Origin of the sequence: Paraburkholderia eburnea (assembly GCF_002917095.1) — a bacterium.
GTDB lineage: Bacteria > Pseudomonadota > Gammaproteobacteria > Burkholderiales > Burkholderiaceae > Paraburkholderia > Paraburkholderia eburnea.
This window is the reverse complement of sequence record NZ_PQGA01000001.1, coordinates 959,898-983,781: the sequence shown is the minus strand read 5'-3', so window position 1 is coordinate 983,781 and position 23,884 is coordinate 959,898. Positions and strand designations below refer to the sequence as shown.

The 23,884-nt window shown below is 64.1% G+C and carries 19 protein-coding genes and 2 tRNA genes; 16 read left to right on the top strand and 5 right to left on the bottom strand.

The window, feature by feature from the left end:
* Positions 1-919, top strand: a 919-nt coding sequence (locus B0G62_RS04405) for a hypothetical protein (protein WP_146055196.1), incomplete at its 5' end; no start/stop codon positions are given.
* Between the two features lie 11 nt (positions 920-930).
* Positions 931-1,281 carry a hypothetical protein gene (locus B0G62_RS04400; RefSeq protein ID WP_103702818.1) on the top strand — a complete coding sequence of 117 codons (351 nt, stop codon included), beginning with the start codon at positions 931-933 and terminating at the stop codon, positions 1,279-1,281.
* Positions 1,282-1,954: 673 nt separating this feature from the next.
* On the opposite strand, the gene B0G62_RS04395 is transcribed toward B0G62_RS04400, so the two are convergent.
* Positions 1,955-2,030: transfer RNA gene (locus tag B0G62_RS04395), tRNA-Lys, on the bottom strand.
* A gap of 268 nt (positions 2,031-2,298) precedes the next feature.
* Between B0G62_RS04395 and B0G62_RS04390 the strand changes: the two genes are divergently transcribed.
* Positions 2,299-2,703, top strand: coding sequence for a PaaI family thioesterase (locus B0G62_RS04390; protein ID WP_103702816.1), 405 nt, complete (start codon positions 2,299-2,301; stop codon positions 2,701-2,703).
* A gap of 35 nt (positions 2,704-2,738) precedes the next feature.
* On the top strand, positions 2,739-3,620 hold the full coding sequence (locus tag B0G62_RS04385) for a patatin-like phospholipase family protein (RefSeq protein WP_103702814.1): 882 nt from the start codon (positions 2,739-2,741) through the stop codon (positions 3,618-3,620).
* 79 nt (positions 3,621-3,699) lie between these two features.
* Here B0G62_RS04385 and B0G62_RS04380 read toward each other — a convergent pair whose 3' ends face one another.
* Entirely contained in the window at positions 3,700-4,713 is a 1,014-nt protein-coding gene (locus B0G62_RS04380; RefSeq protein WP_103702812.1) for a D-2-hydroxyacid dehydrogenase family protein, read from the bottom strand.
* Positions 4,714-5,182: 469 nt separating this feature from the next.
* Here B0G62_RS04380 and B0G62_RS04375 point away from each other — a divergent pair, with 469 nt between their 5' ends.
* A complete protein-coding gene (locus B0G62_RS04375; RefSeq protein WP_103702810.1) occupies positions 5,183-7,033 on the top strand; it encodes a phosphoenolpyruvate carboxykinase (GTP) in 1,851 nt (616 codons plus the stop codon).
* A gap of 378 nt (positions 7,034-7,411) precedes the next feature.
* The gene (locus B0G62_RS04370; RefSeq protein WP_103702808.1) at positions 7,412-8,539 is read left to right on the top strand and encodes a LysR family transcriptional regulator; all 1,128 of its coding nucleotides are present in this window, start codon (positions 7,412-7,414) and stop codon (positions 8,537-8,539) included.
* Between the two features lie 119 nt (positions 8,540-8,658).
* Here the strand turns inward: B0G62_RS04370 and B0G62_RS04365 are convergent, their stop codons facing one another.
* The 3 genes from B0G62_RS04365 to dprA form a co-directional block, all read right to left on the bottom strand.
* On the bottom strand, positions 8,659-11,322 hold the full coding sequence (locus B0G62_RS04365) for a DNA topoisomerase III (protein WP_103702806.1): 2,664 nt from the start codon (positions 11,320-11,322) through the stop codon (positions 8,659-8,661).
* A gap of 291 nt (positions 11,323-11,613) precedes the next feature.
* Positions 11,614-11,991: a thioredoxin family protein gene (locus B0G62_RS04360; protein ID WP_103702805.1), complete on the bottom strand. Its 378-nt coding sequence runs from the start codon at positions 11,989-11,991 to the stop codon at positions 11,614-11,616.
* Positions 11,992-12,123: 132 nt separating this feature from the next.
* Positions 12,124-13,341, bottom strand: coding sequence for a DNA-processing protein DprA (gene dprA, locus B0G62_RS04355; protein ID WP_103702803.1), 1,218 nt, complete (start codon positions 13,339-13,341; stop codon positions 12,124-12,126).
* Positions 13,342-13,664: 323 nt separating this feature from the next.
* Between dprA and def the strand changes: the two genes are divergently transcribed.
* From def to queC, 10 genes are all read left to right on the top strand, one after another.
* Positions 13,665-14,168: a peptide deformylase gene (def, locus tag B0G62_RS04350; protein ID WP_103702801.1), complete on the top strand. Its 504-nt coding sequence runs from the start codon at positions 13,665-13,667 to the stop codon at positions 14,166-14,168.
* A 50-nt stretch (positions 14,169-14,218) separates the two neighbouring features.
* On the top strand, positions 14,219-15,217 hold the full coding sequence (fmt, locus tag B0G62_RS04345; RefSeq protein WP_103702799.1) for a methionyl-tRNA formyltransferase: 999 nt from the start codon (positions 14,219-14,221) through the stop codon (positions 15,215-15,217).
* Positions 15,218-15,369: 152 nt separating this feature from the next.
* Entirely contained in the window at positions 15,370-16,002 is a 633-nt protein-coding gene (locus B0G62_RS04340) for a LysE family translocator (protein ID WP_103702797.1), read from the top strand.
* A gap of 127 nt (positions 16,003-16,129) precedes the next feature.
* Positions 16,130-16,987, top strand: a complete 858-nt coding sequence (gene htpX, locus B0G62_RS04335; protein WP_103702795.1) for a zinc metalloprotease HtpX — start codon at positions 16,130-16,132, stop codon at positions 16,985-16,987.
* Positions 16,988-17,174: 187 nt separating this feature from the next.
* The gene (rsmB, locus tag B0G62_RS04330; RefSeq protein ID WP_103702793.1) at positions 17,175-18,719 is read left to right on the top strand and encodes a 16S rRNA (cytosine(967)-C(5))-methyltransferase; all 1,545 of its coding nucleotides are present in this window, start codon (positions 17,175-17,177) and stop codon (positions 18,717-18,719) included.
* Entirely contained in the window at positions 18,716-19,306 is a 591-nt protein-coding gene (locus B0G62_RS04325; protein ID WP_103702791.1) for a DUF4390 domain-containing protein, read from the top strand. Before rsmB ends, B0G62_RS04325 begins: the two co-directional genes overlap by 4 nt.
* Positions 19,296-21,749, top strand: coding sequence for a sensor histidine kinase (locus B0G62_RS04320; protein ID WP_103702789.1), 2,454 nt, complete (start codon positions 19,296-19,298; stop codon positions 21,747-21,749). The genes B0G62_RS04325 and B0G62_RS04320 overlap by 11 nt, the downstream gene beginning before the upstream one ends.
* The gene (gene esaR / locus B0G62_RS04315; RefSeq protein WP_103702787.1) at positions 21,750-22,436 is read left to right on the top strand and encodes a response regulator transcription factor EsaR; all 687 of its coding nucleotides are present in this window, start codon (positions 21,750-21,752) and stop codon (positions 22,434-22,436) included.
* 96 nt (positions 22,437-22,532) lie between these two features.
* Positions 22,533-22,608 (top strand) — tRNA-Phe (locus B0G62_RS04310).
* Positions 22,609-22,861: 253 nt separating this feature from the next.
* The gene (gene queC / locus B0G62_RS04305; protein ID WP_103702785.1) at positions 22,862-23,596 is read left to right on the top strand and encodes a 7-cyano-7-deazaguanine synthase QueC; all 735 of its coding nucleotides are present in this window, start codon (positions 22,862-22,864) and stop codon (positions 23,594-23,596) included.
* Positions 23,597-23,884: the final 288 nt, after the last annotated feature.

The following is a 23,884-nucleotide window of genomic DNA, read 5'->3' as shown; positions in this document are numbered from 1 at the left end:
GCGGCCCTTGAGCGAAGTGGACAAGGGCGAGCTGTGGGAAAAGGACCGGCTCAGGCAACTCGCGGACGATACGGCGGCGTTTGTCCGACATTTCCATCCGAACTGGGACTTACGCACGATTACCGGCGAAAAGGCGCTGCGCGATGTTCAGGCGTTTGCCCGCGACAGTTTGAACCTGGCGCACTGGAACCTGCCGAGCGACAACGCGGCGGTCAAGAAATTGCTGACTGATGCGGCGGCATCCGGTCGGCTCGTGCCGGTAGTGAATCGCGAATATCGGGGCCTGCCGCGCGTAGCCCAGCCGAACGCCGCGCCGCAGCGCTGGGCCGCCCCGATTGGCGGCGGCGGTTACGGATACGCGCCCAAGGTCTTGAATGCCTGGGAGTTTGACGCGCTGCGGCGGGCCAATGGTGAGCTTCCCGCGCTGGACTCAGGGGGCAGTGTCGTGAATGCGACGCTCGCCCCCCGGCCTGCCTTGGGTGTCCCTGCCACGGCTGACGACGGTTTTGGTTTGCCCGGCTTCGTTGAGTCGGCGGCGGGTGCTTTGCTCGGCGGCGGTAAGGACGACGACTCCAACGGTGATGATGATGGCATGTTTAGCGATAACATCTTCAGCGCGGATTCAGACGGTGCATCGACACCACTCGGCGATGCACAACCGTTCGAGTACGGCGGGGAAGATGTCGGGCCATCCGGCGACGCTTTGCAAACGGCATGGCTCCCTTCTAAGGGTGGGCCGCCGAATCAATGGGTCGAGAATAGTTCAGGAAAGCAGCAATGGCGACTATACGACGGAGACGGTAACGCGGCAGTCGATATTGATTTTGGCCACGATCACGGTTTTGGCAGCCCTCATTCGCATAATTGGGATAACGGTGTCAGGGATAGTGGCAATGCCTTCTCCCTGTTGCCTTATTGACAAGGTTTTGTATGGAAAATCTGAAAGAATTTGATTATTTCCATGACTGGAATATTGACGTTCTTGCCGTTCGTGATCGCAATAAACTCATTGTCGCACTCGAAGATAATGGGAAGCGTGCAACGCTTACCTTCAACAAGACAAGCCGCTGTACAGTTGAACATTTCAGCGTTACAAACAATATCGTTTTTGAAGTGAAAATAGTCAAACCGGGTGACAAAAATTATGATCTTGCCCTATCCATGCTCTCAAAAAGTGAACGTTTCACCGATACGCCTGGAAGGCAGATTGCGATAGTACTCGCTACCGCTGGCGCGGAAATAGCTGTCGAATTCGAAACACTTGACGTCGCCGCTGCCTGATATTGGTGCTGTGGCAAAGGCTAACGATGGTTTTGACATACTCCGTTCGTTGAATCAGCGGCGGGTCAGTCAAGATGTAGACCACTTTGAGGACAAAACGTGGGGTGGGGAACTGGCCGAAAACTGCGATTTGCTGATTAAGACTTTCGGTCGCTACCCATCTTTTCGCGATTCGGCAGTGTCAATCTTTCGTCTTCAAAGAGAGCGACGCTCATACGAAACTATGGATGGCGCGCAACTACCCGTTGGACATTAAAACTTCGGAAATTGATGTTAATGCCATGTTTGCTGAGGCTTCAATTTTCGATATTAATTTATCAAAGAGGTGTTGTGGCCTGGTAAATTTCGATCATATGCCAAACATCGGCATGGATATTAAATTATCCTGCAAAAAATCGACGTTGTTGGTATCAAACCATATAAGCGGAGTAAATTCTAACCACGGATATAGGGAGGGAAATGGTTCTGAGCCGCTACACTGAGCAGTTCAAACTGAATGCGATTCTTGACGAGATAGTTTTTCGGGTCACCTTTGCGGTGGCTGTGCCGGGCACACTCGTCCTGTTGCTGTCCGGCGGTATCGGCGGCGGGTCTCGTTGCCCGAATTTGCCTAAATAGGACGCAGAAAAGCAAAAAGCCCGGTCGAAAGACCGGGCTTTTCACATGAATTAGCTGGTGGGGCGTGAGTGACTCGAACACTCGACCTACGGATTAAGAGTCCGCTGCTCTACCAACTGAGCTAACGCCCCCAACAGAAAAAAGATTATGCCTGTCGTTTTGAGACTTGGCAAGTCCTTTTCGCAAATTTCCTAAAAAAACTTGGGGCGAGGTTTGGCGGCCCTTGGCTACGGCCTTTCGGCCACCTATCGAACCCCAACATCATCCACGCTTACCCTGCCTTATCAACGATTGCCGATCCCTGCCGGTATCATGTCGCCACGCCGCGCGCCGGGTTTGTCCGGGGCGCGGCACCCCATCCCTAAAAAGTACGAGACAGGCAAGGACAGGCAAGAAGCGATGGACGAAAAGGCAATCGACGCGCTGCTCGAGCGCGTGCTGGCGCCGTGGGTGAAGGCGCTCGGGTTGAAGCCGGTCGAAGTCACGGAGGAGAGCGCCACGCTGCGTCTGCCGTTTTCCGGCGAACTGCGCCACGCGGGCGGCGTGATCTGCGGCCAGGTGTTCATGGCGGTCGCCGATACGGCGATGATCGTCGCGATCTCGGCGGCGCTCGGCGGATTCAAGCCGATGACCACCGTCGCGCTCAACACCAGTTTCATGCGTGCGGTGCGCAAGGGCGACGTGACGGTCACGGCGCGCGTGCTGCGCATGGGCCGCAATCTGGTGTTCGGCGAAATAGAACTCTACGACGAAGAGGGCCGGATGGCGGTCCACGCCACCTCGACTTACGCGCTGCTCGACTAAGCTATCGCGTTCGGTATCCGGAAGAGACGAAGGACATGTTCGATCAGGTGGTCTTTGCGGGCGGCGGCAACCGCTGCTGGTGGCAGGCGGGGTTCTGGGACGTGGTGCAGCCGCAACTGCAGATCCGTCCGCGCGTGATTACGGGCATTTCGGCCGGCGCGGCCACCGCCTGCATGATCTACACGCGCGATTCGCAGTGGGTCATGCGCTATTACGAGGAAGCGCTCAAGCACAACAAGCGCAACGCCTATTGGGGCAATCTGCTGCGCAGCGAGTCGGTGTTTCCGCACTACCGCATCTATCGGCAGGCGCTGCTCGACATCTATGGGCCGCAGTTCGGCAAGCTGCAGGACGCGCCCGAGATCCGCATCGGCGTGTCGCACGTGCCGCGCTGGCTCGGCGCGCGTAGTGCCGTGGCGGCGGGTCTGATCGCGTACAACATCGAAAAGCACATCCGCAAGACGCTGCATCCGACGCTCGGCCAGAAGCTCGGCTTCCATCCGGAGTTCGTGACGGCGCAGGCCTGCGAGCGCGTCGAGGATCTCGCCGATCTCGTGCTGCAGTCGTCGTGCACACCGCCGTTTACGCCGGTTCTGCGCCGTAACGGCCGTCCGGTCCTCGATGGCGGCATGGTCGACAACGTGCCTGTGGGGGCGCTCGACGACACGCCGGGCCTCGTGCTCGTGATGGTCACGCGTCTCTATCCGCGTCCGCAGACCTTCGTGGTCAAACACCGCACGCAGGCGGGCGGCGAGCAGCAGCGCCTCTATATCCAGCCTTCGGCGAAGGTGCCGATTTCGAGCTGGGACTACACCAGCCCGCAGCAGATGCAGCACGCCTGGAACCTCGGCTATGAAGATGGCCAGCGTTTCCTCGAACGTCTGCCCGACGTGCTCGACGCTGCGGCGCACGCATAAAAACGTACGCAGTAAAACGAAACAAGGCGGCTCGGTGCGAAAAACCGAGCCGCCTTGTGGCTTGCGAAGCGCCTTGCGCTTACTTGCGACGGCCGCCTTGCAGCGCGTCCGGATTCGCCACGTGCGAGAGATCGCCCGCATCGAAACCCAGGATGTTGCGGAACGCCGCGCCGAAGTACAACTCGTAACTCTCGCGCTCCACATAGCCGATGTGCGGCGTGCAGATCACGTTTTCCATGCGCAGCAGGCTGTAGCCCTGCAGGATCGGCTCGCTTTCGAACACGTCGATGGCCACCATGCCGGGGCGATTGTGCGCAAGCGCGCCCAGCAGCGCGTTTTCTTCCAGCAATTCCGCGCGGCTCGTGTTGACGAGCAGCGAAGTCGGCTTCATGCGCAGCAGGTCCTCCTGCTTGACGATGCCGCGCGTGTCGTCGTGCAGACGCAGATGCAGCGAAAGGATGTCGCTTTCCTCGAACAGCGCCTCGCGGCTCGCGGCGGCTTCGTAACCGTCGGCGCGCGCGGCTTCGAGCGAGTGCTCGCGGCCCCAGATGACCACACGCATACCGAACGCCTTGCCGTAGCCGGCCACCAGTCGCCCGATCTTGCCGTAGCCCCAGATGCCGAGCGTCTGGCCGCGCAGCACCTGGCCGAGACCGAAGTTCGGCGGCATCGCCGAGGTCTTCAGGCCGGACTGCTGCCACGCGCCCTGTTTCAGGTTGGCGACGTACTGCGGAATGCGCCGCTGCGCGGCCATGATGAGCGCCCAGGTGAGTTCGGCGGGCGCGACGGGCGAGCCGGTGCCTTCGAGCACCGCGATGCCGCGCTCCGAACACGCCGCGATGTCGATATGCGGACCGGCCTTGCCGGTCTGGCTGATCATGCGCAGATGCGGGAGTTTGTCGAGCAGTTGCGAGGTGATGCGCGTGCGTTCGCGAATCAGGACGAGTGCTTCGACTTCCGAGAGGCGGCTGGCGAGCTGGCCAAGGCCGCGCACGGTGTTGTTGAAGACCTTGACCTCGTGTTCGGCGAGCAGTTCAAAACAGTCGAGCTTGCGGACGGCGTCCTGGTAGTCGTCAAGGATGGCAATTTTCATGGCTGCAAGGGTAGAGGGTGGTGCAATTCGGGGTGAAGCGCTTGGGGTAGTGAGGCACGTCGCGAGTCGTCAAGGCGCGGTGCAACACGGTGTTCATCTGGTGGTTATCCCACTATGCAGCGCCGGGAAGGCTGGTATGAATATAGGGAAGCCTTCGTTGCACGTACAGACGCGGAAAATTGATAACAAGCAGGCACTCAATTTGCGTTCGGTACGACGGCGCTCAATACGGCTGGCAACAGTTTGAACGAGAATTTTTCACTTTTATCAGCTTGAAGGGCCGCGATGCAAGCCGCTTTACAGACGGTTGCGAACCCTCGCCGATAAAGGCCTTGACGACCTGCCCATCCGCGCGAACCAGGGTGTCCGAAATACAGGGGAATACACCATTCGCGGCGGCTGCGCCTCTCGCTAGCAGCGTCGAAAAGGGCCGAAACGATTTTTTATCAGCCCAGTTGGAGACACTTCGATGAACCATCCCGATTTTCCCGCTCAGGCCGCCGCGCAGGCGCCGGCTTGGGTCCGCCACCGAAAACTGGTGGAGTGGGTGCAAAGCGTTGCCGCGCACACCCAACCGGAGCGCATCGTCTGGTGTGACGGCTCGCAGGAAGAATACGACCGTCTTTGCCAGCAGATGGTCGATGCCGGCACGATGCGCCGCCTGAATCCGCAGAAGCGCCCTAATTCGTATCTTGCCTGCTCCGATCCCTCGGACGTCGCGCGCGTCGAGGATCGCACCTTCATCTGCTCGCAGAAGAAGGAAGACGCAGGCCCGACCAACAACTGGATGGCGCCGGCCGAAATGCGCGCGACGCTCGACGGCCTGTTCGCAGGCTCGATGCGTGGGCGCACGATGTACGTCGTGCCGTTCTCGATGGGGCCGCTCGGTTCGCCGATCGCGCACATCGGCGTGGAACTCTCCGATAGCCCGTACGTGGTCGTGAACATGCGCATCATGACGCGCATGGGCCGCGCCGTGTACGACGTGCTGGGCGAGGACGGCGAGTTCGTGCCCTGCGTGCACAGCGTTGGCGCGCCGCTGGCGGCCGATGCGCGGGATGTGGCGTGGCCGTGCAACCAGACCAAGTACATCGTCCACTTTCCGGAGTCGCGCGAGATCTGGAGCTACGGCTCGGGCTACGGCGGCAATGCGCTGCTCGGCAAGAAGTGCTTCGCGCTGCGTATCGCCTCGACGATGGGCCGCGACGAAGGCTGGCTCGCCGAGCACATGCTGATTCTGGGCGTGAAGTCGCCGCAGGGCCGCAAGTACCACGTCGCGGCGGCGTTTCCGTCGGCGTGCGGCAAGACCAACTTTGCCATGCTGATTCCGCCGCCCGCGATGAACGGCTGGGAAATCAGCACGATCGGCGACGATATCGCCTGGATCAAGCCGAGCGCCGATGGCCGTCTCTACGCCATCAACCCGGAGGCGGGCTACTTCGGCGTGGCGCCGGGCACGAGCGAGAAGACCAACTTCAACGCGATGGCGACGCTCAAGGAGAACGTGATCTTCACGAACGTCGCGCTGACCGACGACGGCGACGTCTGGTGGGAAGGCATGACCGACACGCCCCCCGCGCATCTGATCGACTGGCAGGGCAACGACTGGACACCCGCGATCGCGAAGGAAACCGGCCGCAAGGCCGCGCACCCCAATGCGCGTTTCACGGCGCCGGCCTCGCAATGCCCGTCGATCGACGCGGATTGGGAGAACCCCAAGGGCGTGGCGATCGACGCGTTCCTGTTTGGCGGGCGCCGCTCGACCACGGTGCCGCTCGTGACCGAGGCGCGCGACTGGACCGAGGGTGTCTACATGGCCGCGACGATGGGCTCGGAAACCACGGCCGCCGCTGCCGGCCAGCAAGGCGTGGTGCGGCGCGATCCGTTCGCGATGCTGCCATTCTGCGGCTACAACATGGCCGATTACTTCGGTCACTGGCTCAAGGTGGGCGCGCGTCTCACGCAACTGGGCGCGACGCTGCCGCGCATCTTCTGCGTGAACTGGTTCCGCAAGGGCGATGACGGCAAGTTCGTGTGGCCGGGCTTCGGGGAAAACATGCGCGTGCTGGAATGGATGGTGCGCCGCATCGAAGGCGAGGCTCAAGGCGAGGACCATGCGTTCGGCGTCTCGCCGCGCTACGACGACCTTGATTGGCGCGGGCTGGATTTCACGCCGGCGCAGTTCGCCCAGGTGATTTCCGTCGATGCTAACGCGTGGCGCGCGGAACTCGCGTTGCACACGGAGCTGTTCGAAACGCTCGCGCAGGGCTTGCCACAGGCGTTGCGCGACGCCCGCACGGCGCTGGAAGGGCGCTTTTAATATCGTGAACGATATTGATGTGAGCGCTCACTAGCTAATTATTCAAGGTTGTTGAGCGCACTTTGAACGCAGTTTGAATATAGGGCCGCTTTCGAGCGGCCTTTTTCAGTTTAAGGGTCGCAATGTTCGGAGGAAAACGGGGCATAGCCTTTGGTTTTCTGTTCGCCCCCAAGCGTGACGTCTCGCTGCATCGCGCAAAATTGTTTCGCCACAGGAAACAATAGCCGTTGCGGCGCCCCAGATTAGGTGACAGTAGCGAAAATTTTGATGAAATTCGCAGCCAGGGAGGCAACTTCTGCACGAATTCTGATGTCGTAGGAGAATTCCCGGTTTCCTCCGCCGGTTTTCGGCGGACAAGTAACACCCAGGAGTTGTCTCATGGATCATTTGCAGTCGATGCGAGTATTCGTCAAAGTGGCGGACCTCGGCAGTTTCGCCCGGGCCGCCTCGGCAATGGATATCTCCAATGCGGTTGCAACGCGTCACGTCGCCGACCTGGAAGGCCGGCTCGGCACGCGTTTGCTCAATCGCACGACCCGCAGCCTTTCGCTCACCGAATCCGGTCAGGTCTATCTCGAACGCGCCCGCCAGATCCTCGACGAACTCGAGGACGTCGAGCAAATGGTGGTCGCGCGTAACCACGAGCCCGTGGGCACGCTGCGCATCGTCGCGCCGGTCGTCTTCGGCCTGCACAATCTCGCGCCTGTGCTGCAGACCTACACGCAGCGCTATCCCCAGGTGATCCCCGATGTCACGCTGGTCGATCGTCAGGTCGATCTGGTCGAAGAGGGCTTCGACCTGGGCGTCGTGACCGCGCGCCAGATGCGCAGCGCGAGCATCGTCACCCGCCGCCTGACGACGGGCTGCATGACCGTGTGCGCGACGCCTGCCTACCTGGAGAAGCACGGCACGCCCACGCGCCCCGAGCATCTGATGGAGCATCCGTCGCTGTCGCTGCCCTCGGAATATTGGGGCGACGAGCGCGTGTTTACGGGGGCGGATGGGGAAGTGCGGGTGCGGCCGAGCAACGTGATCGTCGCCAATAACACCGAAATGCTGCGCCAGTTCGCGCTGCTTGGCATGGGCATCGCGATCCTGCCGAGTTACCTGATCGGGCGCGACATGACGCGTGGCCGTCTGGTGCGGCTGCTGGGCGACTACCGTTTGCCGCAGGTCGAGATCAACGTCGCGTATCCGAGCCGCCGCCATTTGCCGGCCAAGGTGCGCACGTTCATCGATCACCTCGTCGAGCATTTCAGCCAGACACCGAACAGCCAGCTTGGCGAGCAGTGGGTCAAGGACGGCCAGGCGCGTCCGGCCGATGCCATGGCGGCATCGCCCAATGGCGCCGCGTACCCCGTGGTGCCCGAGGCATTCGACGGCGCGGAACCGATTTCGGAGCTTCTCGACTCCAGCCTCGGCAGCAACGTGGACGCTGAACGTACACCCAAGGCTGGCCGCACGTCGACGAGCCGCACGCGGACTTCGGCGATTTCGCCGCTGTAAATGCGGATTTGCGCCGCCTTGGCGCAAGTTCAGACGAAAAAAAGGCGCAGCTTCGAAAGAAGTTGCGCCTTTTTTGCTAACGCGTGCGGCCCGGCAAAAGGCCGCGCGTCAGGCTCGCCTCAGGAACCCGTCTTACGAGCCGCCGTCTTGCGGGCAGCGGTCTTGCGTGCGGGCGCGGCCTTGGCTGCCGTGGTCTTCGCGGCGGTCTTGCGTGCCGGCCTGGCGCTCGCCTCGGCGGCGTCGTTGGCCGCATCGTTCGCGGCTTCGCCGCTGTCCGCGCTGGCGGCGGTTTTCTTCGTCGTTTTGGCCGCCGTCTTTGCGCTCGGCTCTTTCTTCTCGAACTCGAAGCCGATCTTGCCGTCCGGCTGCTTGACCAGGAACGCCTTGAAGTTGCGGCCGGTGCGCGACGACTTGAAGCTCGTCAGCAGGTCCGTGCGGCCTTCCGTCAGCAGCTTGGCCATCTGCTCGCGGGCGATTTCCTGCTGGAGAATCACCTTGCCCGAGCGGAAGTCGCAGGTCTTCGGATTCGCCACCGAGTTTTCGCAGACATAGCTCATGCCGTGCTCGAACACGCGGCCCTTGCACTTCGGGCAGCTGCCCACGGCTTCCTGCTGCGAGAAGTCCGGCGCTTCGCCGTCTTCGGAGCCGGCGTCCTGGCCGAAATCGAATTCGAGCTTGAAGTTCTTGATCTCGTCGTCGAACGACAGCTTGAGGATCGCCGAGAACGGCCGGCCCATCTTGCTGCGGAAGCCCGAAAGCGGTCCGATCGTCTTGTTCTGCAACAGCTCTTCGACTTCGGGGATTTCGAACTGGCGGCCGCCCGGAATCTTCGAGATCGAGAACTCGCACTTCGTGCACGCGAAACGGCGGTAGTTCTCCTTCACCTGGCCGCCGCAATGCGGACACGGCGTTTGCAGCGTCGCGTAGTCGCCGGGGATCGTGTCGGAGTCGTACTCCTTCGCGCGCTTCACGATGGTCTGCGTCATGCGGGCGATTTCCTGCATGAACGCGTCGCGCGCGAGCCTGCCGCGCTCCATCTGCGAAAGCTTGTACTCCCATTCGCCGGTCAGTTCCGGCGCGGTGAGTTCCTCCACGCCCAGACCGCGCAGCAGCGTCATGAGCTGGAATGCCTTGGCGGTCGGGATCAGATCGCGGCCTTCGCGCACCAGATACTTTTCGCCGAGCAGACCTTCGATGATGGCCGCGCGCGTGGCCGGCGTACCGAGACCCTTGGCGGCCATCGCCTCGCGCAGTTCCTCGTCGTCGACGAGCTTGCCCGCGCCTTCCATCGCCGACAGCAACGTCGCTTCGTTGTAGCGTGCGGGCGGCTTGGTCACCAGTTGATGCGCGGCGATCTTGTCGGTCTTGACCTTCTCGTCCTTCTGCACCGGCACGAGGCTGGCGTCGTCGCCGCTCGTGTCGCGGCCGTAGATCTGCAGCCAGCCCGGCTCGACCATCACCTTGCCTTCGGTCTTGAAATGATGACCCGAGACTTCGGTGATACGCGTGGTGACGCGGAATTCCGCCGCCGGGAAGAACACGGCGAGGAAGCGCTTGACGACGAGGTCGTAAAGCTTCTGTTCCGGTTCCGACAGATTCTTCGGCGCCTGCAGCGTCGGGATGATTGCAAAGTGGTCGCTGATCTTCGAGTTGTCGAAGATGCGCTTGTTCGGCTTCACCCAACCCTTGTCGAGCGCCTGTTTGGCGAACGGCAGGTAGTTGTTGCTTTCCTTGAGCATCGCCATCGTCTCCTTGACGGTGTCGATGTAGTCCTCGGGCAGCGCGCGCGCGTCGGTACGCGGGTAGGTGAGTACCTTGTGCTTTTCGTACAGCGCCTGGGCGAGGCCCAGCGTGTTCTTCGCCGAGAAACCGAAGCGGCCATTGGCCTCGCGCTGCAGGCTCGTCAGGTCGAAGAGCGCGGGCGAGAGCTGGGTGGACGGCTTCGATTCTTCCGTGACCGTGCCTTCGCGGCCGTGACAGGCGGCGACGATGGTTTCGGCGGCCGGCAGGCTCCAGAGGCGCGAATCGCGCTTTTCCGGATCGTGCTCGTCCTTCTTGAATTTCGGGTCGTACCAGCGGCCTTCGTAGAAGCCGCCTGCGCAGACGAATTCGGCGCGTACTTCCCAGTAATCGCGCGGCACGAAACGGCGGATTTTCTCTTCGCGTTCGACGACGATCGACAGCGTTGGCGTCTGAACCCGGCCAACCGTGGTCAGGAAGAAGCCGCCGCCCTTGCTGTTGAAGGCCGTCATCGCGCGCGTGCCGTTGATGCCCACAAGCCAGTCGGCTTCCGAGCGGCAGCGCGCGGCGTCGGCGAGCGGCAGCATGTCGTCGTCGCTGCGCAGGTTCGCGAAACCGTCGCGGATCGCCTGCTGCGTCATCGACTGGAGCCACAGGCGCTGGACCGGCTGCTTCGCCTTCGCGTGCTGCGCGATCAGACGGAAAATCAGCTCGCCTTCGCGCCCCGCGTCGCAGGCGTTGATCAGCTGCGTGACGTCCTTGCGCTTGAGCAGCTTCGTGAGCACCTTGAGCCGCGACTCGCTCTTGGCGATCGGATTCAGATCGAAATGGGGTGGGATGACGGGCAGGTTCGCGAAGCTCCATTTGCCTCGCTTAACTTCGTACTCGTCGGGCGCGGCGATCTCCAGCAAGTGGCCGACCGCCGACGACAGCACGTAGTCGTCGCTTTCGTAGTACTCGTCATGCTTGGTAAATCCGCCCAGAGCGCGCGCGATGTCGTTCGCGACGGATGGCTTCTCGGCGATGATCAGAGCTTTGGACATGACTGGTTGTGTGTGGGTGTATCCGGGTGGGCGCCCCGCGGTTATGCCGTCTGGATTGGCCGCGTGGCCGGCGCGCCGTTGGGCGCCTCGTTAACGACCGCTTTATAGCACATGGCGCGCGGGCGGCGATTTTCGTGTCATCGGTTTGGCTGCCCGCGAGGCGCTTTTGGCGCGATCGTAAGGGCGCCAATAATAATGGCGCGGCGCGCCGCCGGGCAAGCGGGACGGCCCTGGCCGGCGAACGAAGCCTTGATCTGGCTTTCGGGGTTCGAGCGGCGGCGCGCGCGGGTTTTACGCTTCGATCAGCACGGGCCGCAGCTTTGGCGCATCGGCTACGCCCGGCAGCGCCGTCAGGTCCGCGAGCATGCGCTCGACCACGGCGGCGTGCGGCAGCACGGTGCCAAAAAAGCGTGTGGCGTTGCTGTCTTCGATCAGGATGGTGGGGAAATTCTCCACGTCGAGGTCGTCGAAGCGGTCGGCGTGCGTTTCGATGTCGATGTAGGCGAAGCAGATTTCCGGATGCGCTTCGGCGATACGGTCGAAGGTCGCCCGATAGTTGCGACAGGTGCCGCACCACTGCGCGCACAGGCACGCGACGAACAGCGTGTCGCGGTCGCTGACGCGCTCGGCGATCTGGTCGGCGTCGGTGTCGAGGTCAAGCGCGGGCATGGTCGTTCCTTGCGGTCTCTTCTATATAGAGTCGATGGTGCGCGGGCTGGCGCAGTGGCGTCTGAAGCGTCTGAAACGGCACGCCAGCGCGGCTCGATGATGCATTTGGCGCGAATGTAACACGGCCGCGCACTAGCAGTGGGACGCCCGCATGAAGCGCCCGCCTGGCAGCGCGCTCACATGGCCGGCCAGTTCGAGCCGCAGCAGCGTGGCTTGCAGCGCCGCTTCGGCCATGTCGGTGCGCTGCGCGAGAATTTCAAGCGTGGCGGGTGCATGGCCTAGCGCGGCGAGCAGTGCTTCGGATTGTGAATCGAGCGGCGGCGAACTGGCGCTTGCGGGCGTGGTGAATTCGAGCGGAAGTGTCTGCGCGTCCTTCGTGCCGCGTCTGCGCGTCGCAGGATCGGTGCGCGGCGCGCGCGAGGCTGCCTGGCCCGGTTGCGCGGGTGGCGTGATGCCAAGCGCTTCGAGCACTTCCTCCGGCGTTTCGACCAGTTGCGCGCCTTCCTTGATGAGCCGATGACAGCCGCGCGAGAGCGGCGCATGGATCGATCCGGGCAGCGCGAACACATCGCGCCCCATTTCGTTGGCGAGCCGCGCGGTGATGAGCGAGCCGGAGCGCATCGCCGCCTCGACCACGATCACGCCCTCCACGAGCGCCGAAATCACGCGGTTGCGCTGCGGGAAATTGGCCGAGCGCGCCGGTGTGCCGAGCGGCCATTCGCTGACGATCGCGCCCTGCGCGGCGATCTGCTGGGCGAGCGGACGATGCGCGGCGGGATAGACCAGATCGGCGCCCGTGCCGATCACCGCGACGGTGCCGCCACGTTCGGTCAGCGCGCCTTCGTGTGCCGCGCCGTCCACGCCGAGCGCAAGCCCCGACACGACCGCCACGCCCGCCGCAGCAAGCGTGCGCGCGAAACGCCGCGCGTCCTCCAGCGCCTGCGGCGTGGCGCTGCGGCTGCCGACGACGGCCACGCCGCGCGCGTGCAGTAGCTCGATCCGTCCCTTCACGTAAAGCAGCGGCGGCGGGTCGGGCATCGTCAGCAGACGCGGCGGATAGGCGGGATCGGCGAGCGTCACGAGCGCATTGCCCGGCAAGGCGCGCCAGGCTTGCACGGCGGCGAGCTGTTGCGCGAAATCGGCGGGTGGCGGCGCGAGCGCGGCCTGCGCGGCTTCACGCCCGCAAACCGCCGCAAGCGCGTCGAACGGCTGGGCCAGCACCTGTTGCGGCAGCCCGAAAGCGCCGAGCAGCGCACGCAGCGCCGCCGGCTTCAGGCCGCGCGCATGAGCCAGGCGCAACCAGGCGCTGAGTTCATCGGTCAGGAGCGGCAAGGGCGTGGGTATCGGCATGGGCGAAACTCCGGTGGGCGGGCGAAGCCTGGCCCGTCGTGTTAAAATTTTCACCATCCGAAATACAGTTGCGGCGCTGTGATCCATCGTCACGGCGGGCTGCCGGCATGGCTGCGTGGCGCCGCTTTCGCCCCTGCTGCCGAATGCTCCGATTGCGCGCAAGGTGGCCGGCGGTGTGTTGATTCCGGTCGATTTGTCCGTATATCGTCCGCATATCTTCTGTTTTCCGCGTGGGGCTCACCAGCCGGCCGAACGGCCAGCGCGCGCAAGAGTGCACACGAGAGCGCACGCCCCGCGGCGCCCAACGAGAAACCTGTCGAACCATGGCTCTACTGAACATTCTTCATTACCCGGACAAGCGCCTGCACAAGGTCGCCAAGCCGGTCGAGGTCGTCAACGACCGCATCCGCAAGCTCGTCGCCGACATGGCCGAAACCATGTACGCGGCGCCTGGCGTCGGCCTCGCGGCCACCCAGGTGGACGTGCACGAGCGCGTCGTCGTGATCGACGTGTCCGATACGCACAACGAACTCCAGGTCTTCATCAACCCGGAAATCGTCTGGTCGAGCAACGAACGCGAAATCCACGAAGAGGGTTGCCTCTCCGTGCCCGGCATCTACGACGAAGTCGAGCGCGCGGAGAAAGTGCGCGTGCGCGCCCTCAACGAGAAGGGCGAGAGCTACGAAGTGGACTGCGAAGGGCTGCTCGCCGTGTGCATCCAGCACGAAATGGATCACCTGATGGGCAAGGTGTTCGTCGAATATCTGTCGTCGCTCAAGCAGACGCGCATCAAGAGCAAGATGAAGAAGCTCGAACGCGCGATGTAAGCTCGGGCGCCACGCCTTCACCTTGTTCGTTTGCTGACCTGTCCGTGTCCATGAGCCATTCCCTTCGCGTGATTTTTGCCGGTACGCCGGAATTTGCCGCCGCCGCGCTTGCCGCGATCCACGAGGCGGGCTTTCCCGTGCCGCTCGTGCTGACCCAGCCAGACCGTCCTGCCGGACGCGGGATGAAACTCCAGGCGAGCCCCGTCAAGCGCTACGCCGAAGAGCAGGGCATCCCCGTCGCGCAGCCGACTTCGCTGCGCCGCGCGGGCAAATACCCGGAAGAAGCCGCCGCCGCGCTCGACCTGCTGCACGCGACGCCGCACGACGTCATGGTGGTCGCCGCCTACGGCCTGATCCTGCCGCAGGAAGTGCTCGACATTCCGCCGTCCGGCTGCATCAACATCCATGCGTCGATCCTGCCGCGCTGGCGCGGCGCCGCGCCGATCCATCGCGCGATCGAGGCCGGCGACGCCGAGACCGGCATCACGCTCATGCAGATGGATGTGGGTCTCGACACCGGGCCGATGATTTCGGAAATCCGCACGCCCATCACGGCAACGGACACGACCGCGACGCTGCACGACCGCCTGGCGACGCTGGGCGCGCAGCTCGTGGTGGACTGGCTCACCCAGCTCGAACGCACGGGTCAGTTGCCGATCACGCCGCAGCCCGCCGAAGGCGTGACGTACGCGGAAAAGATCGGCAAGCAGGAAGCCGCGCTCGACTTCCGCCGTCCTGCTGCGGCGCTGGCGCGCCAGGTTCGCGCGTTCGATCCGTTCCCGGGCGGCGCGGCCACCCTGGACGGCGCGCTCATCAAGCTGTGGGCCGCCGAAGTCGCGCAGGACGTGAACGTGCCCGCTGACGCCGAGCCGGGCCAGATTCTCGACGTAACGCCCGCCGGTGTGGTGGTGGCATGCGGCGAGGGCGCGCTGCGCGTCACGCAGTTGCAAAAGCCGGGCGGCAAGCGCCTGCCGGCACGCGAGTTCCTTGCCGGTATGCCGCTCGTGGCCGGCCAGCGCTTCGCGCTCAACGATTCCCCCGCGGCCTGAGCGCCGCCGAGGTTCTCACGCAATCCCACGCAGTCTCACGAAGCGGCCGGCAACGCGCGTCATGCGGCGCGCGTTAGAATCGACAAGTTGATCGGGACGTCTGCGGAAGATGGCTCGACTGCGCTTTCCGAGTTGCTTTGTAAGAGAACGTCATGCTTGGCATCACCCATTTCGGCTTCTTTCTCGTCGCCGTCTTCCTTCTGAACGTCACGCCAGGCCCGGATACGGCCTACATCGTCGGCCGCAGCGTCGCGCAAGGGCGCAGCGCCGGGCTCGTGTCGGCGCTGGGGATTTCGGCGGGATGCTGCGTGCACGCGCTCGCCTGCGCGTTCGGGCTGACCGCGCTGCTGGCGGCTTCGGCGACTGCGTTCACCGTCATCAAGCTCGTCGGCGCGTGCTATCTCGTTTATCTCGGCGTGCGGCTGATCTTCGCGAAGCAGACCGAAACGGCGCCCGCCGCCGCGCCGGTCCAGCCGCGCCCGCTGCGCCAGTTGTTCCTCTCGGGCTTCTGGACCAACGTGCTGAACCCCAAGGTCGTGCTGTTTTTCGTCTCGTTCTTTCCGCAGTTCGTGACCGTGACGAGCCCGCACAAGATTCTGGCCTTCCTTGCACTCGGCGCCGTGTTCGTGCTGATGAGCACGGTCTGGAACAGCTTCATCGCATGGATCGCGGGCAGCGTCACGCAGCGCTTCTCGGGCAAGCCGGGCATCAAGAAGTGGCTCGATCGCACCGTCGGTTCGGCGTTTGTCGGCCTGGGCGTCAAACTCGCGACCAGCACGCGCTGAGATTGAATTTTTCCGATCCGCCCATATCTAACAAATCGCTTACAATGCGCTCGCTGCGGCTTAAGTAGTGTTTGCGGCAGCGGGCGATTCGATGACCTGATACTTGGTGGGTGAAGGAGCACAGAACATGTTTAACTGGGTCAAAACCGCGATGTTGATGGCCGCGATTACGGCCCTTTTCATCGCGATTGGGGGCATGGTCGGCGGGCGCAGCGGCATGATGCTGGCGTTCTTGATCGCGCTCGGCATGAACTTCTTTTCGTACTGGTTCTCGGACAAGATGGTTCTGCGCATGTACAACGCGCAGGAAGTAGACGAGACCACCGCGCCGCAGTTCTACCGCATGGTCCGCGAACTGGCCACGCGCGCGAACATTCCGATGCCGCGCGTCTACCTGATCAACGAAGACGCACCTAACGCGTTCGCCACGGGCCGCAATCCCGAGCACGCGGCGGTGGCCGCGACCACGGGCATCCTGCGCGTGCTCTCCGAGCGCGAAATGCGTGGCGTGATGGCGCACGAACTGGCGCACGTGAAACATCGCGACATCCTGATTTCGACGATTTCAGCGACGATGGCGGGCGCGATTTCGGCGATTGCGAACTTCGCGATGTTCTTCGGCGGCCGTGACGAGAACGGCCGCCCCGCGAACCCGATCGCGGGGATCGCGGTCGCGCTGCTCGCGCCGATCGCGGGCGCGCTGATCCAGATGGCGATTTCGCGTGCACGCGAGTTCGAGGCCGATCGCGGCGGCGCGCAGATTTCGGGCGATCCGCAGGCGCTGGCGTCGGCGCTGGACAAGATTCATCGCTACGCGCAGGGCATCCCGTTCCCGGCCGCCGAACAGCATCCGGCCACGGCGCAGATGATGATCATGAATCCGCTCGCTGGCGGCGCGATTGCGAATCTGTTTTCGACGCACCCGGCCACGGAAGAGCGCATCGCGCGTCTGATGGAAATGGCGCGCACGGGACGTTTCGACTAAGGCGACCGCCATAGACCGCGCACGGAAGGACAACCAGAAGGGCAGACCACCGTCTGCCCTTTTTCTTTGAATTCGCCGAAACGGTTTGCTTGAGTTCGGCCCAGCAGCGTTGCGCCCGCGCCACGCTACAATGGCTCGCTTGTGCTCCATTCGCCGCGCCACGGCGCGGCCTGCTTCCGGTTTCTTCATGACATCCAGTTCCTCCCGCCGCCCGTCCGGTCCGGCTCGCGCAAAACGGCCAGGCTCGCGTCCAGGTTCGCGCCCGGCCGCTCAGGCCGCCGCGCAATCGGCCCTGCATCTGGCCCCCGACTCGCTTGCGTTCGCGCTCGACGAGGCGGCTCACGCCGTCGGCGCGGTGCGCGCGGGCGCGGCCCTGCCGGCGGCGCTGTCGAGCGCCTTCGCCGCACTGCCGTTCGACGCCGCGCAGACGGCGCGCGGCGCGGTGCAGGACATCGCCTATCGCACGATGCGCCGCCTTGGCGTCGTGGACTACCTGATCAAGCAGCGCGTGAGCAAGGCGCCCCCGCCGCCCGTGCTGAACCTGCTTGCGTGCGCGCTGGCACTGCTCGTCGATGACGAGGCGCACGCTGCCTACACGCCCTTCACCGTGGTCGATCAGGCGGTGCGCTCGATTGGCGCGCGCCGCGAAACGGCCTTCGCGAAGGGGCTCGTCAACGCCGTGCTGCGCGGCTTCCTGCGCGAGCGCGAGAGCGCGCTGGCCGCCGCCCAGGCCAACGAGGTCGCGCGCTGGAACTATCCGCAATGGTGGATCGACGCGGTCCGCCGCGCGTGGCCGGATCAGTGGCAGGCGATTCTGGAAACGGGCAACACGCACGGGCCGCTCACGCTGCGCGTGAATGCAAGCCGCACTAACGCCGCCGACTACCTCAAGCGCCTCGCCGCCGAGAACATCGCGGCGACGCAGATCGGCGACTACGCCGTGCGCCTGGCCGCGCCGCTGCCGGTCGATCGCATCCCGGGCTTCATGGCGGGCGACGTCTCCGTGCAGGACGCGGGCGCGCAGCTGGCGGCACCGGCGCTCGACGTGCGCGACGGTATGCGTGTGCTCGACGCGTGTGCGGCGCCCGGCGGCAAGAGCGGCCATCTGCTCGAACTCGCCGACATCGATCTGATCGCGCTGGAAAGCGACGCTTTGCGCGCGAAGCGCATCGGCGAGAACCTCGCGCGTCTGGGTTTCGCACAGAGCGATGAAGCGCATGAGGAAGACGACGAAGAAGACAGCGACGACGCAGACACAGAAGCCGCCGAAAGCGATCAACCTCACGGCGAAGCCCGCCGCGCGCGCGTCGTGATCGGCGATGCGGGCGTGCCCGCCGCGTGGTTCGACGGCCAGCTTTTCGACCGCATTCTCGCGGACGTGCCGTGTTCCGCTTCGGGCATCGTGCGCCGTCATCCGGACATTCGCTGGCTGCGCCGCGCGACCGATATCGCCGCGCTCGCGCAGGAGCAGCGCCGCATCGTCGATGCGCTGTGGGGCCTGCTCAAGCCGGGCGGCGAGTTGCTCTACGTGACCTGCTCGATCTTCCCCGAAGAGGGCGAGGATCAGGCGCGCTGGTTTGAAAGCACCCACGCGGATGCGGTACGATTAGATGCTCCGGGGCAACTGCTGCCTGCCGGGCGTGATGCCGAAGCGGGCACGAGCGCCTGCCCCGTTCCCGATCGCACCGCAGATCACGACGGCTTCTTCTACGCGCGCTTTCAGAAACGGTGACCATCAAACGCTTCTTCCCGCTGCGCTTCGCGGCTCTGATCTGGCTCGCGCTGGCTTTCGGCTTTCTGGCCGTCACGCCCGCACGCGCCGATTCGATCTCGGTGCAGCGCGCGTCGCTGCAGGCCGACGGCACCGGCTGGAGCCTCGACGCCCGTTTCGATTTCGAGCTCAACAGCAGCCTGGAAGACGCGGTCAACAAGGGCATTCCGCTTTACTTCACCACCGATTTCGAACTCACGCGCCCGCGCTGGTACTGGTTCGACGAACAGCCCGTGAGCGTCTCGCAAAGCATTCGCCTGTCGTTCCAGCCGCTCACGCGTGAATACCGCGTGTCGAGCGGCGGGCTGCAGCTTGGTTTTTCGACGCTCTCGGACGCGCTCGCCGTCATCAAGCACGTGACCTCGTGGCATGTGATCGAGCGCAATCAGGTGCATACGGGCGAGACGTATAACGCTTCGGTGCGTATGCAGCTCGACGTTGCGCTCATGCCCAAGCCCTTCCAGATCGATGCGGTCAACAACCGCGACTGGAATCTCTCTTCCGACTGGAAGCGCTTTGGATTCACGGTGACCGATCGTGCTAAATAAAGTGCGCCGCGCCACCGGAGGCAGCTTCAGCAGCTTCGTCGTCAGGCTGCTGGTGTCGACCGTCGCGCTGACCGCGACGCTGCTGCTCGTGCTGCTCGCCGCCGCGAGCGCCAACACCGAATTCTTCGACCGCTACTACGGCTGGCTCTACGCGGCCAACATCGGCGTTGCGATCATCTTCCTGTCCGTGGTGACCGCGCTCGTGATCGTGATCGCGGTGCGCTTGCGGCGCGGCAAGTTCGGCACGCGACTGCTCGCCAAGCTGGCGTTTTTCTTCGCGCTGGTGGGCGTCGTGCCGGGCGGCATCATCTACATCGTCTCGTATCAGTTCGTCTCGCGCTCGATCGAGTCATGGTTCGACGTGAACGTGGAAACCGCGCTCACGGCGGGCCTGAACCTCGGGCGCGGCATGCTCGACGCGTCGCTGTCCGATCTGCAAACCAAGGGCCGTCTGATGGCCGAGCAGATCGCGAACGGCGATTCGGCGGGCACGACGCTTACGCTTTTGCGCGCGCGCGACCAGTTCGGCGTGCAGGACGCAACCATCGTCGAGCCGGTGCGCAGCATGTCGGGCGCGGCGCCCGACATGCATGTGGTGGCGCAGGCGTCGAGCAACTTCTCGTCGCTGATGCCGGCCGATCTGCCCTCGGCGCTGATGATCGATCAGGCGCGCGGACGCGGCTACGCGGCGATCGAAGGCGAGGTCGATGGCGATCCGCGCCTGCATGGTCCCAAGGGCGCCTTGAGGCTGCGCGTGGTGACGCGCATCCCCGATGGCAACACCACCGATCTGCAGCCCGCCGAGCGCTTCCTGCAACTGGAGCAGCCCGTGCCCGCCGCGCTCGCACGCAACGCGGACGCCGTGCAGCGCGCCTATCGCGAATACCAGGAAAAGGCGCTGGGCCGCACGGGCCTGCGCAAGATGTACATCGGCACGCTCACGCTCGCGCTGTTCCTCGCGACCTTCGTGGCGATGATGCTCGCGCTCGCATTGGGCAACCAGCTCGCGCGGCCACTGTTCCTGCTCGCGCAGGGCACCAAGGAAGTGACCGAGGGCGATTACACGCCCAAGCGCGAAATCAAGTCGCGCGACGAACTGGGCTTTCTCACGCAGTCCTTCAACGCGATGACGCGCCAGCTTTCGGAAGCGCGCCTCGCGGTCGAGAAGAACCGCGTCGCGCTCGAACATTCGAAGGCGTATCTCGAAAGCATCCTCGCCAATCTCACGGCGGGCGTGTTCGTGTTCGACCGGCAGTTCCGCCTGACCACGGCGAACCCCGGCGCGGAGCGCATCTTCCGCCATCCGTTCGAGTCGCAACTGGGTGTGCCGATCGATCATGTAAGCGCGCTCGGCGACTTCGCGGCGATGGTGCGCAAGGCCTTCGCCGATCAGGAAGCGTCGCGCAGCCATGGCGAAGGCCACGACGTGGATCGCGGCCACTGGCAGCAGCAGTTCTCGGTGCCCGTTGCGGGCGAAACCGATCCGCTCACGCTGCTCGTGCGCGGCGCGCGCCTCGTTTCCGATACCGGCCGCGACGCCGGCGACATGCAGACTTCGGGCTATGTGGTCGTGTTCGACGATATCTCGGACGTGATCTCGGCGCAGCGCTCGGTCGCGTGGGGCGAAGTCGCGCGGCGTCTCGCGCACGAAATCAAGAATCCGCTCACGCCGATCCAGCTCTCCGCCGAGCGTCTGCAGATGAAGCTCACCGATAAACTCGCGCCCGCCGACGCCGAAGTGCTCAAGCGCGGCGCGACCACCATCGTCAATCAGGTCGCGGCGATGAAGCAGATGGTGGACAACTTCCGCGACTACGCGCGCACGCCGCCGGCGGTGCTCGCGAGCCTGCAACTGAACGATCTCGTGAGCGAAGTGCTCACGCTCTACGGCGCCGAGGAGCACAAGAGCACCATCCAGGTCGAGCTTTCGAATCTGCCGGTGATACGCGGCGACGCCACGCAATTGCGCCAGGTGATCCACAACCTGCTGCAAAACGCGCAGGACGCGGTGGCCGACATCGCCACGCCTCGTGTAACGCTGGAGACGCGGGCCGTAGAATACGGCGATCCGGATGCGGACGGGCGCACGCGCGTGGCGGTGCGTCTCACGGTGTCGGACAACGGGCCGGGATTCCCCGCGCGGATTCTCACGCGCGCGTTTGAACCGTATGTGACGACCAAGGCCAAAGGAACAGGACTCGGGCTTGCGATGGTCAAGAAGATCGTCGACGAGCACGGCGCGCGCATCGACATTCGTAATCGCATGAAAGCGGGCGATGTGATAGAAGGCGCGCAGATCTCGATTCTCTTTCTCCAGCTGGCGGATGACACCACCCCGGGCAGCGCCCCGAATGCCGTGACGCACGGCAAATCGGGCGATGGCCGGACGCGCCCGGCAGCGGAGCAAGGAACAAAAGCAATAGTGCAGACAAGGGCAGCGTAAATGGCAACCATCCTGGTGGTAGACGATGAAATGGGCATCCGGGAATTGCTCTCGGAGATCCTCAGCGACGAAGGACACGTCGTGGAGCTTGCGGAGGACGCGCAGCAGGCGCGTGAATTCCGTCAGCGCCAGGTGCCGGACCTGGTGCTGCTCGATATCTGGATGCCGGACACCGACGGCGTCACGCTGCTCAAGGAGTGGGCGGCGCAAGGGCAGCTATCGATGCCGGTCATCATGATGTCGGGGCACGCGACCATCGACACGGCGGTCGAGGCGACCAAGATCGGCGCGCTCAACTTCCTCGAAAAGCCGATCGCGCTGCAAAAGCTGCTCAAGGCGGTCGAGCAGGGTCTCGCGCGCGGCACGGCGGCGCAGACGCCGGCAACGGGCGCGGCTGGCGCCAAGCCCGCTGCGGGCGGCCCCGCCGTGGTGGCCTCGGCGGCCGCGCTGCCGGTGCTGGGCGGCGACTCGCCCGGCGTGAGCGCGGCGCAGACGGCGTCGATCTCGTTCGACATTCCGCTGCGCGACGCCCGCGACGCGTTCGAGCGCGCCTACTTCGAGTACCACCTCGCGCGCGAGAACGGGAGCATGACGCGTGTGGCCGAAAAAACCGGCCTGGAGCGTACGCACCTGTATCGCAAGCTCAAGCAGCTTGGCGTCGATCTCGGCAAGAGCAAGGGCGAGTAACGGGGTTCGGCGAGGTTTGGCGATGGCGCTTTCAGAAACTTTTGAGAAGGGGCTTGCGCGACACGAAAAAGGCCTCTATAATTTCCCTTCTTCGTTGGCCCGGTAGCTCAGTTGGTAGAGCAGCGGATTGAAAATCCGCGTGTCGTTGGTTCGATTCCGACCCAGGCCACCAGAATGCAGAGCCCCAGGAGATCGTTAGATTCCTGGGGCTTTTTCATTGGCGGGCCCCGGGTCGTTGTCTTTGCGGGCCTGCCGGTCGAGGCGATGCAAGGCATCCGGATATCAGCGGTATAAAGTGGCGCCGATATCGGCCAAAGTGCCGCGGCCTATACTGCTTGGGCCGGCCGGCGACAGTCCGGGCCGGTCCGCCCGGCGGGTTTCGAAGGCTTGCGACCGCGCGGAACCTCTCAACTCGGAGTTTCACGGTGACTCGAACAGAAACCAGGAACGGCGCGCTCGTGCTGTTTTCCGGCGGCCAGGACTCGGCGACGTGCCTCGCCTGGGCGCTCGACCGTTACGATACCGTCGAGACGCTCGGCTTCGATTACGGCCAGCGTCATCGCGTCGAACTGGAATGCCGTGACGGCTTTCGCGCCGCCATCGCGCGCGAGTTTCCCGAATGGGCCGAACGCCTCGGCGAAGATCACATGATCGACCTTTCGGTGCTCGGCTCGATCAGCGATACCGCCATGACGCGCGAAATCGAGATCGAAACGGCCGCAAGCGGCCTGCCGAACACCTTCGTGCCGGGCCGCAACCTGATGTTCATGCAGATCGCGGCGGCCATTGCTTACCGGCGCGGCCTGCGGGTGCTCGTGGGCGGCATGTGCGAGACCGACTTCTCGGGCTATCCCGATTGCCGCGACGACACCATGAAGGCGCTGCAGGTCGCGCTCAATCTCGGCATGGACACGCGCTTCCTGCTGGAAACGCCGCTCATGTGGCTCGACAAGGGCGACACGTGGCGACTCGCCGAACAACTGGGCGGCGAGGCGCTGGTCGAACTGGTGCGCGTGGAAACGCATACCTGCTACGTGGGCGAGCGCGCCGAGCTGCACGCTTGGGGCTTCGGCTGCGGCGAATGCCCGGCATGCAAGCTGCGCAAGCGCGGCTACGAAGCGTACCTGGCGGGCGAGCAGGTTACGGAAGCGCCGGTCTGACGGCGCTTGCGCCGCGGCGACGCCGGGGCTGAAGCAGAAAGCGAAGCAAAAACGAAGCGGCGCACGGGCAGCGCCCTTCGTGACGTTACAGCGGCCACGATGGGGTTAAACGCGGGGTGGAAAAACGGCCATCAAGCAAAGCCGCCGCAAACACGACACAATAACGCCCGCAAGAACCGGCTCCCCGCGAGCCTCTCACCCGAGCCACGCGAATCACGTTGAATCACGCGCAGGATCGCGCGTTGAATCACGATCAGGCAGCGCAGATCGCAAACCAGGCAGAAACCA

What these genes read in the sequence shown, in the direction of transcription:
- B0G62_RS04340 (WP_103702797.1), top strand. Translation starts at nt 15,370, where the DNA reads ATGCTTGGCATCACCCATTTCGGCTTCTTTCTCGTCGCCGTCTTCCTT.
- B0G62_RS04400 (WP_103702818.1), top strand. Translation starts at nt 931, where the DNA reads ATGGAAAATCTGAAAGAATTTGATTATTTCCATGACTGGAATATTGAC.
- esaR (WP_103702787.1), top strand. Translation starts at nt 21,750, where the DNA reads ATGGCAACCATCCTGGTGGTAGACGATGAAATGGGCATCCGGGAATTG.
- B0G62_RS04390 (WP_103702816.1), top strand. Translation starts at nt 2,299, where the DNA reads ATGGACGAAAAGGCAATCGACGCGCTGCTCGAGCGCGTGCTGGCGCCG.
- B0G62_RS04385 (WP_103702814.1), top strand. Translation starts at nt 2,739, where the DNA reads ATGTTCGATCAGGTGGTCTTTGCGGGCGGCGGCAACCGCTGCTGGTGG.
- B0G62_RS04365 (WP_103702806.1), bottom strand. Translation starts at nt 11,322, where the DNA reads ATGTCCAAAGCTCTGATCATCGCCGAGAAGCCATCCGTCGCGAACGAC.
- B0G62_RS04370 (WP_103702808.1), top strand. Translation starts at nt 7,412, where the DNA reads ATGGATCATTTGCAGTCGATGCGAGTATTCGTCAAAGTGGCGGACCTC.
- fmt (WP_103702799.1), top strand. Translation starts at nt 14,219, where the DNA reads ATGAGCCATTCCCTTCGCGTGATTTTTGCCGGTACGCCGGAATTTGCC.
- B0G62_RS04360 (WP_103702805.1), bottom strand. Translation starts at nt 11,991, where the DNA reads ATGCCCGCGCTTGACCTCGACACCGACGCCGACCAGATCGCCGAGCGC.
- rsmB (WP_103702793.1), top strand. Translation starts at nt 17,175, where the DNA reads ATGACATCCAGTTCCTCCCGCCGCCCGTCCGGTCCGGCTCGCGCAAAA.
- dprA (WP_103702803.1), bottom strand. Translation starts at nt 13,341, where the DNA reads ATGCCGATACCCACGCCCTTGCCGCTCCTGACCGATGAACTCAGCGCC.
- htpX (WP_103702795.1), top strand. Translation starts at nt 16,130, where the DNA reads ATGTTTAACTGGGTCAAAACCGCGATGTTGATGGCCGCGATTACGGCC.
- def (WP_103702801.1), top strand. Translation starts at nt 13,665, where the DNA reads ATGGCTCTACTGAACATTCTTCATTACCCGGACAAGCGCCTGCACAAG.
- B0G62_RS04380 (WP_103702812.1), bottom strand. Translation starts at nt 4,713, where the DNA reads ATGAAAATTGCCATCCTTGACGACTACCAGGACGCCGTCCGCAAGCTC.
- B0G62_RS04375 (WP_103702810.1), top strand. Translation starts at nt 5,183, where the DNA reads ATGAACCATCCCGATTTTCCCGCTCAGGCCGCCGCGCAGGCGCCGGCT.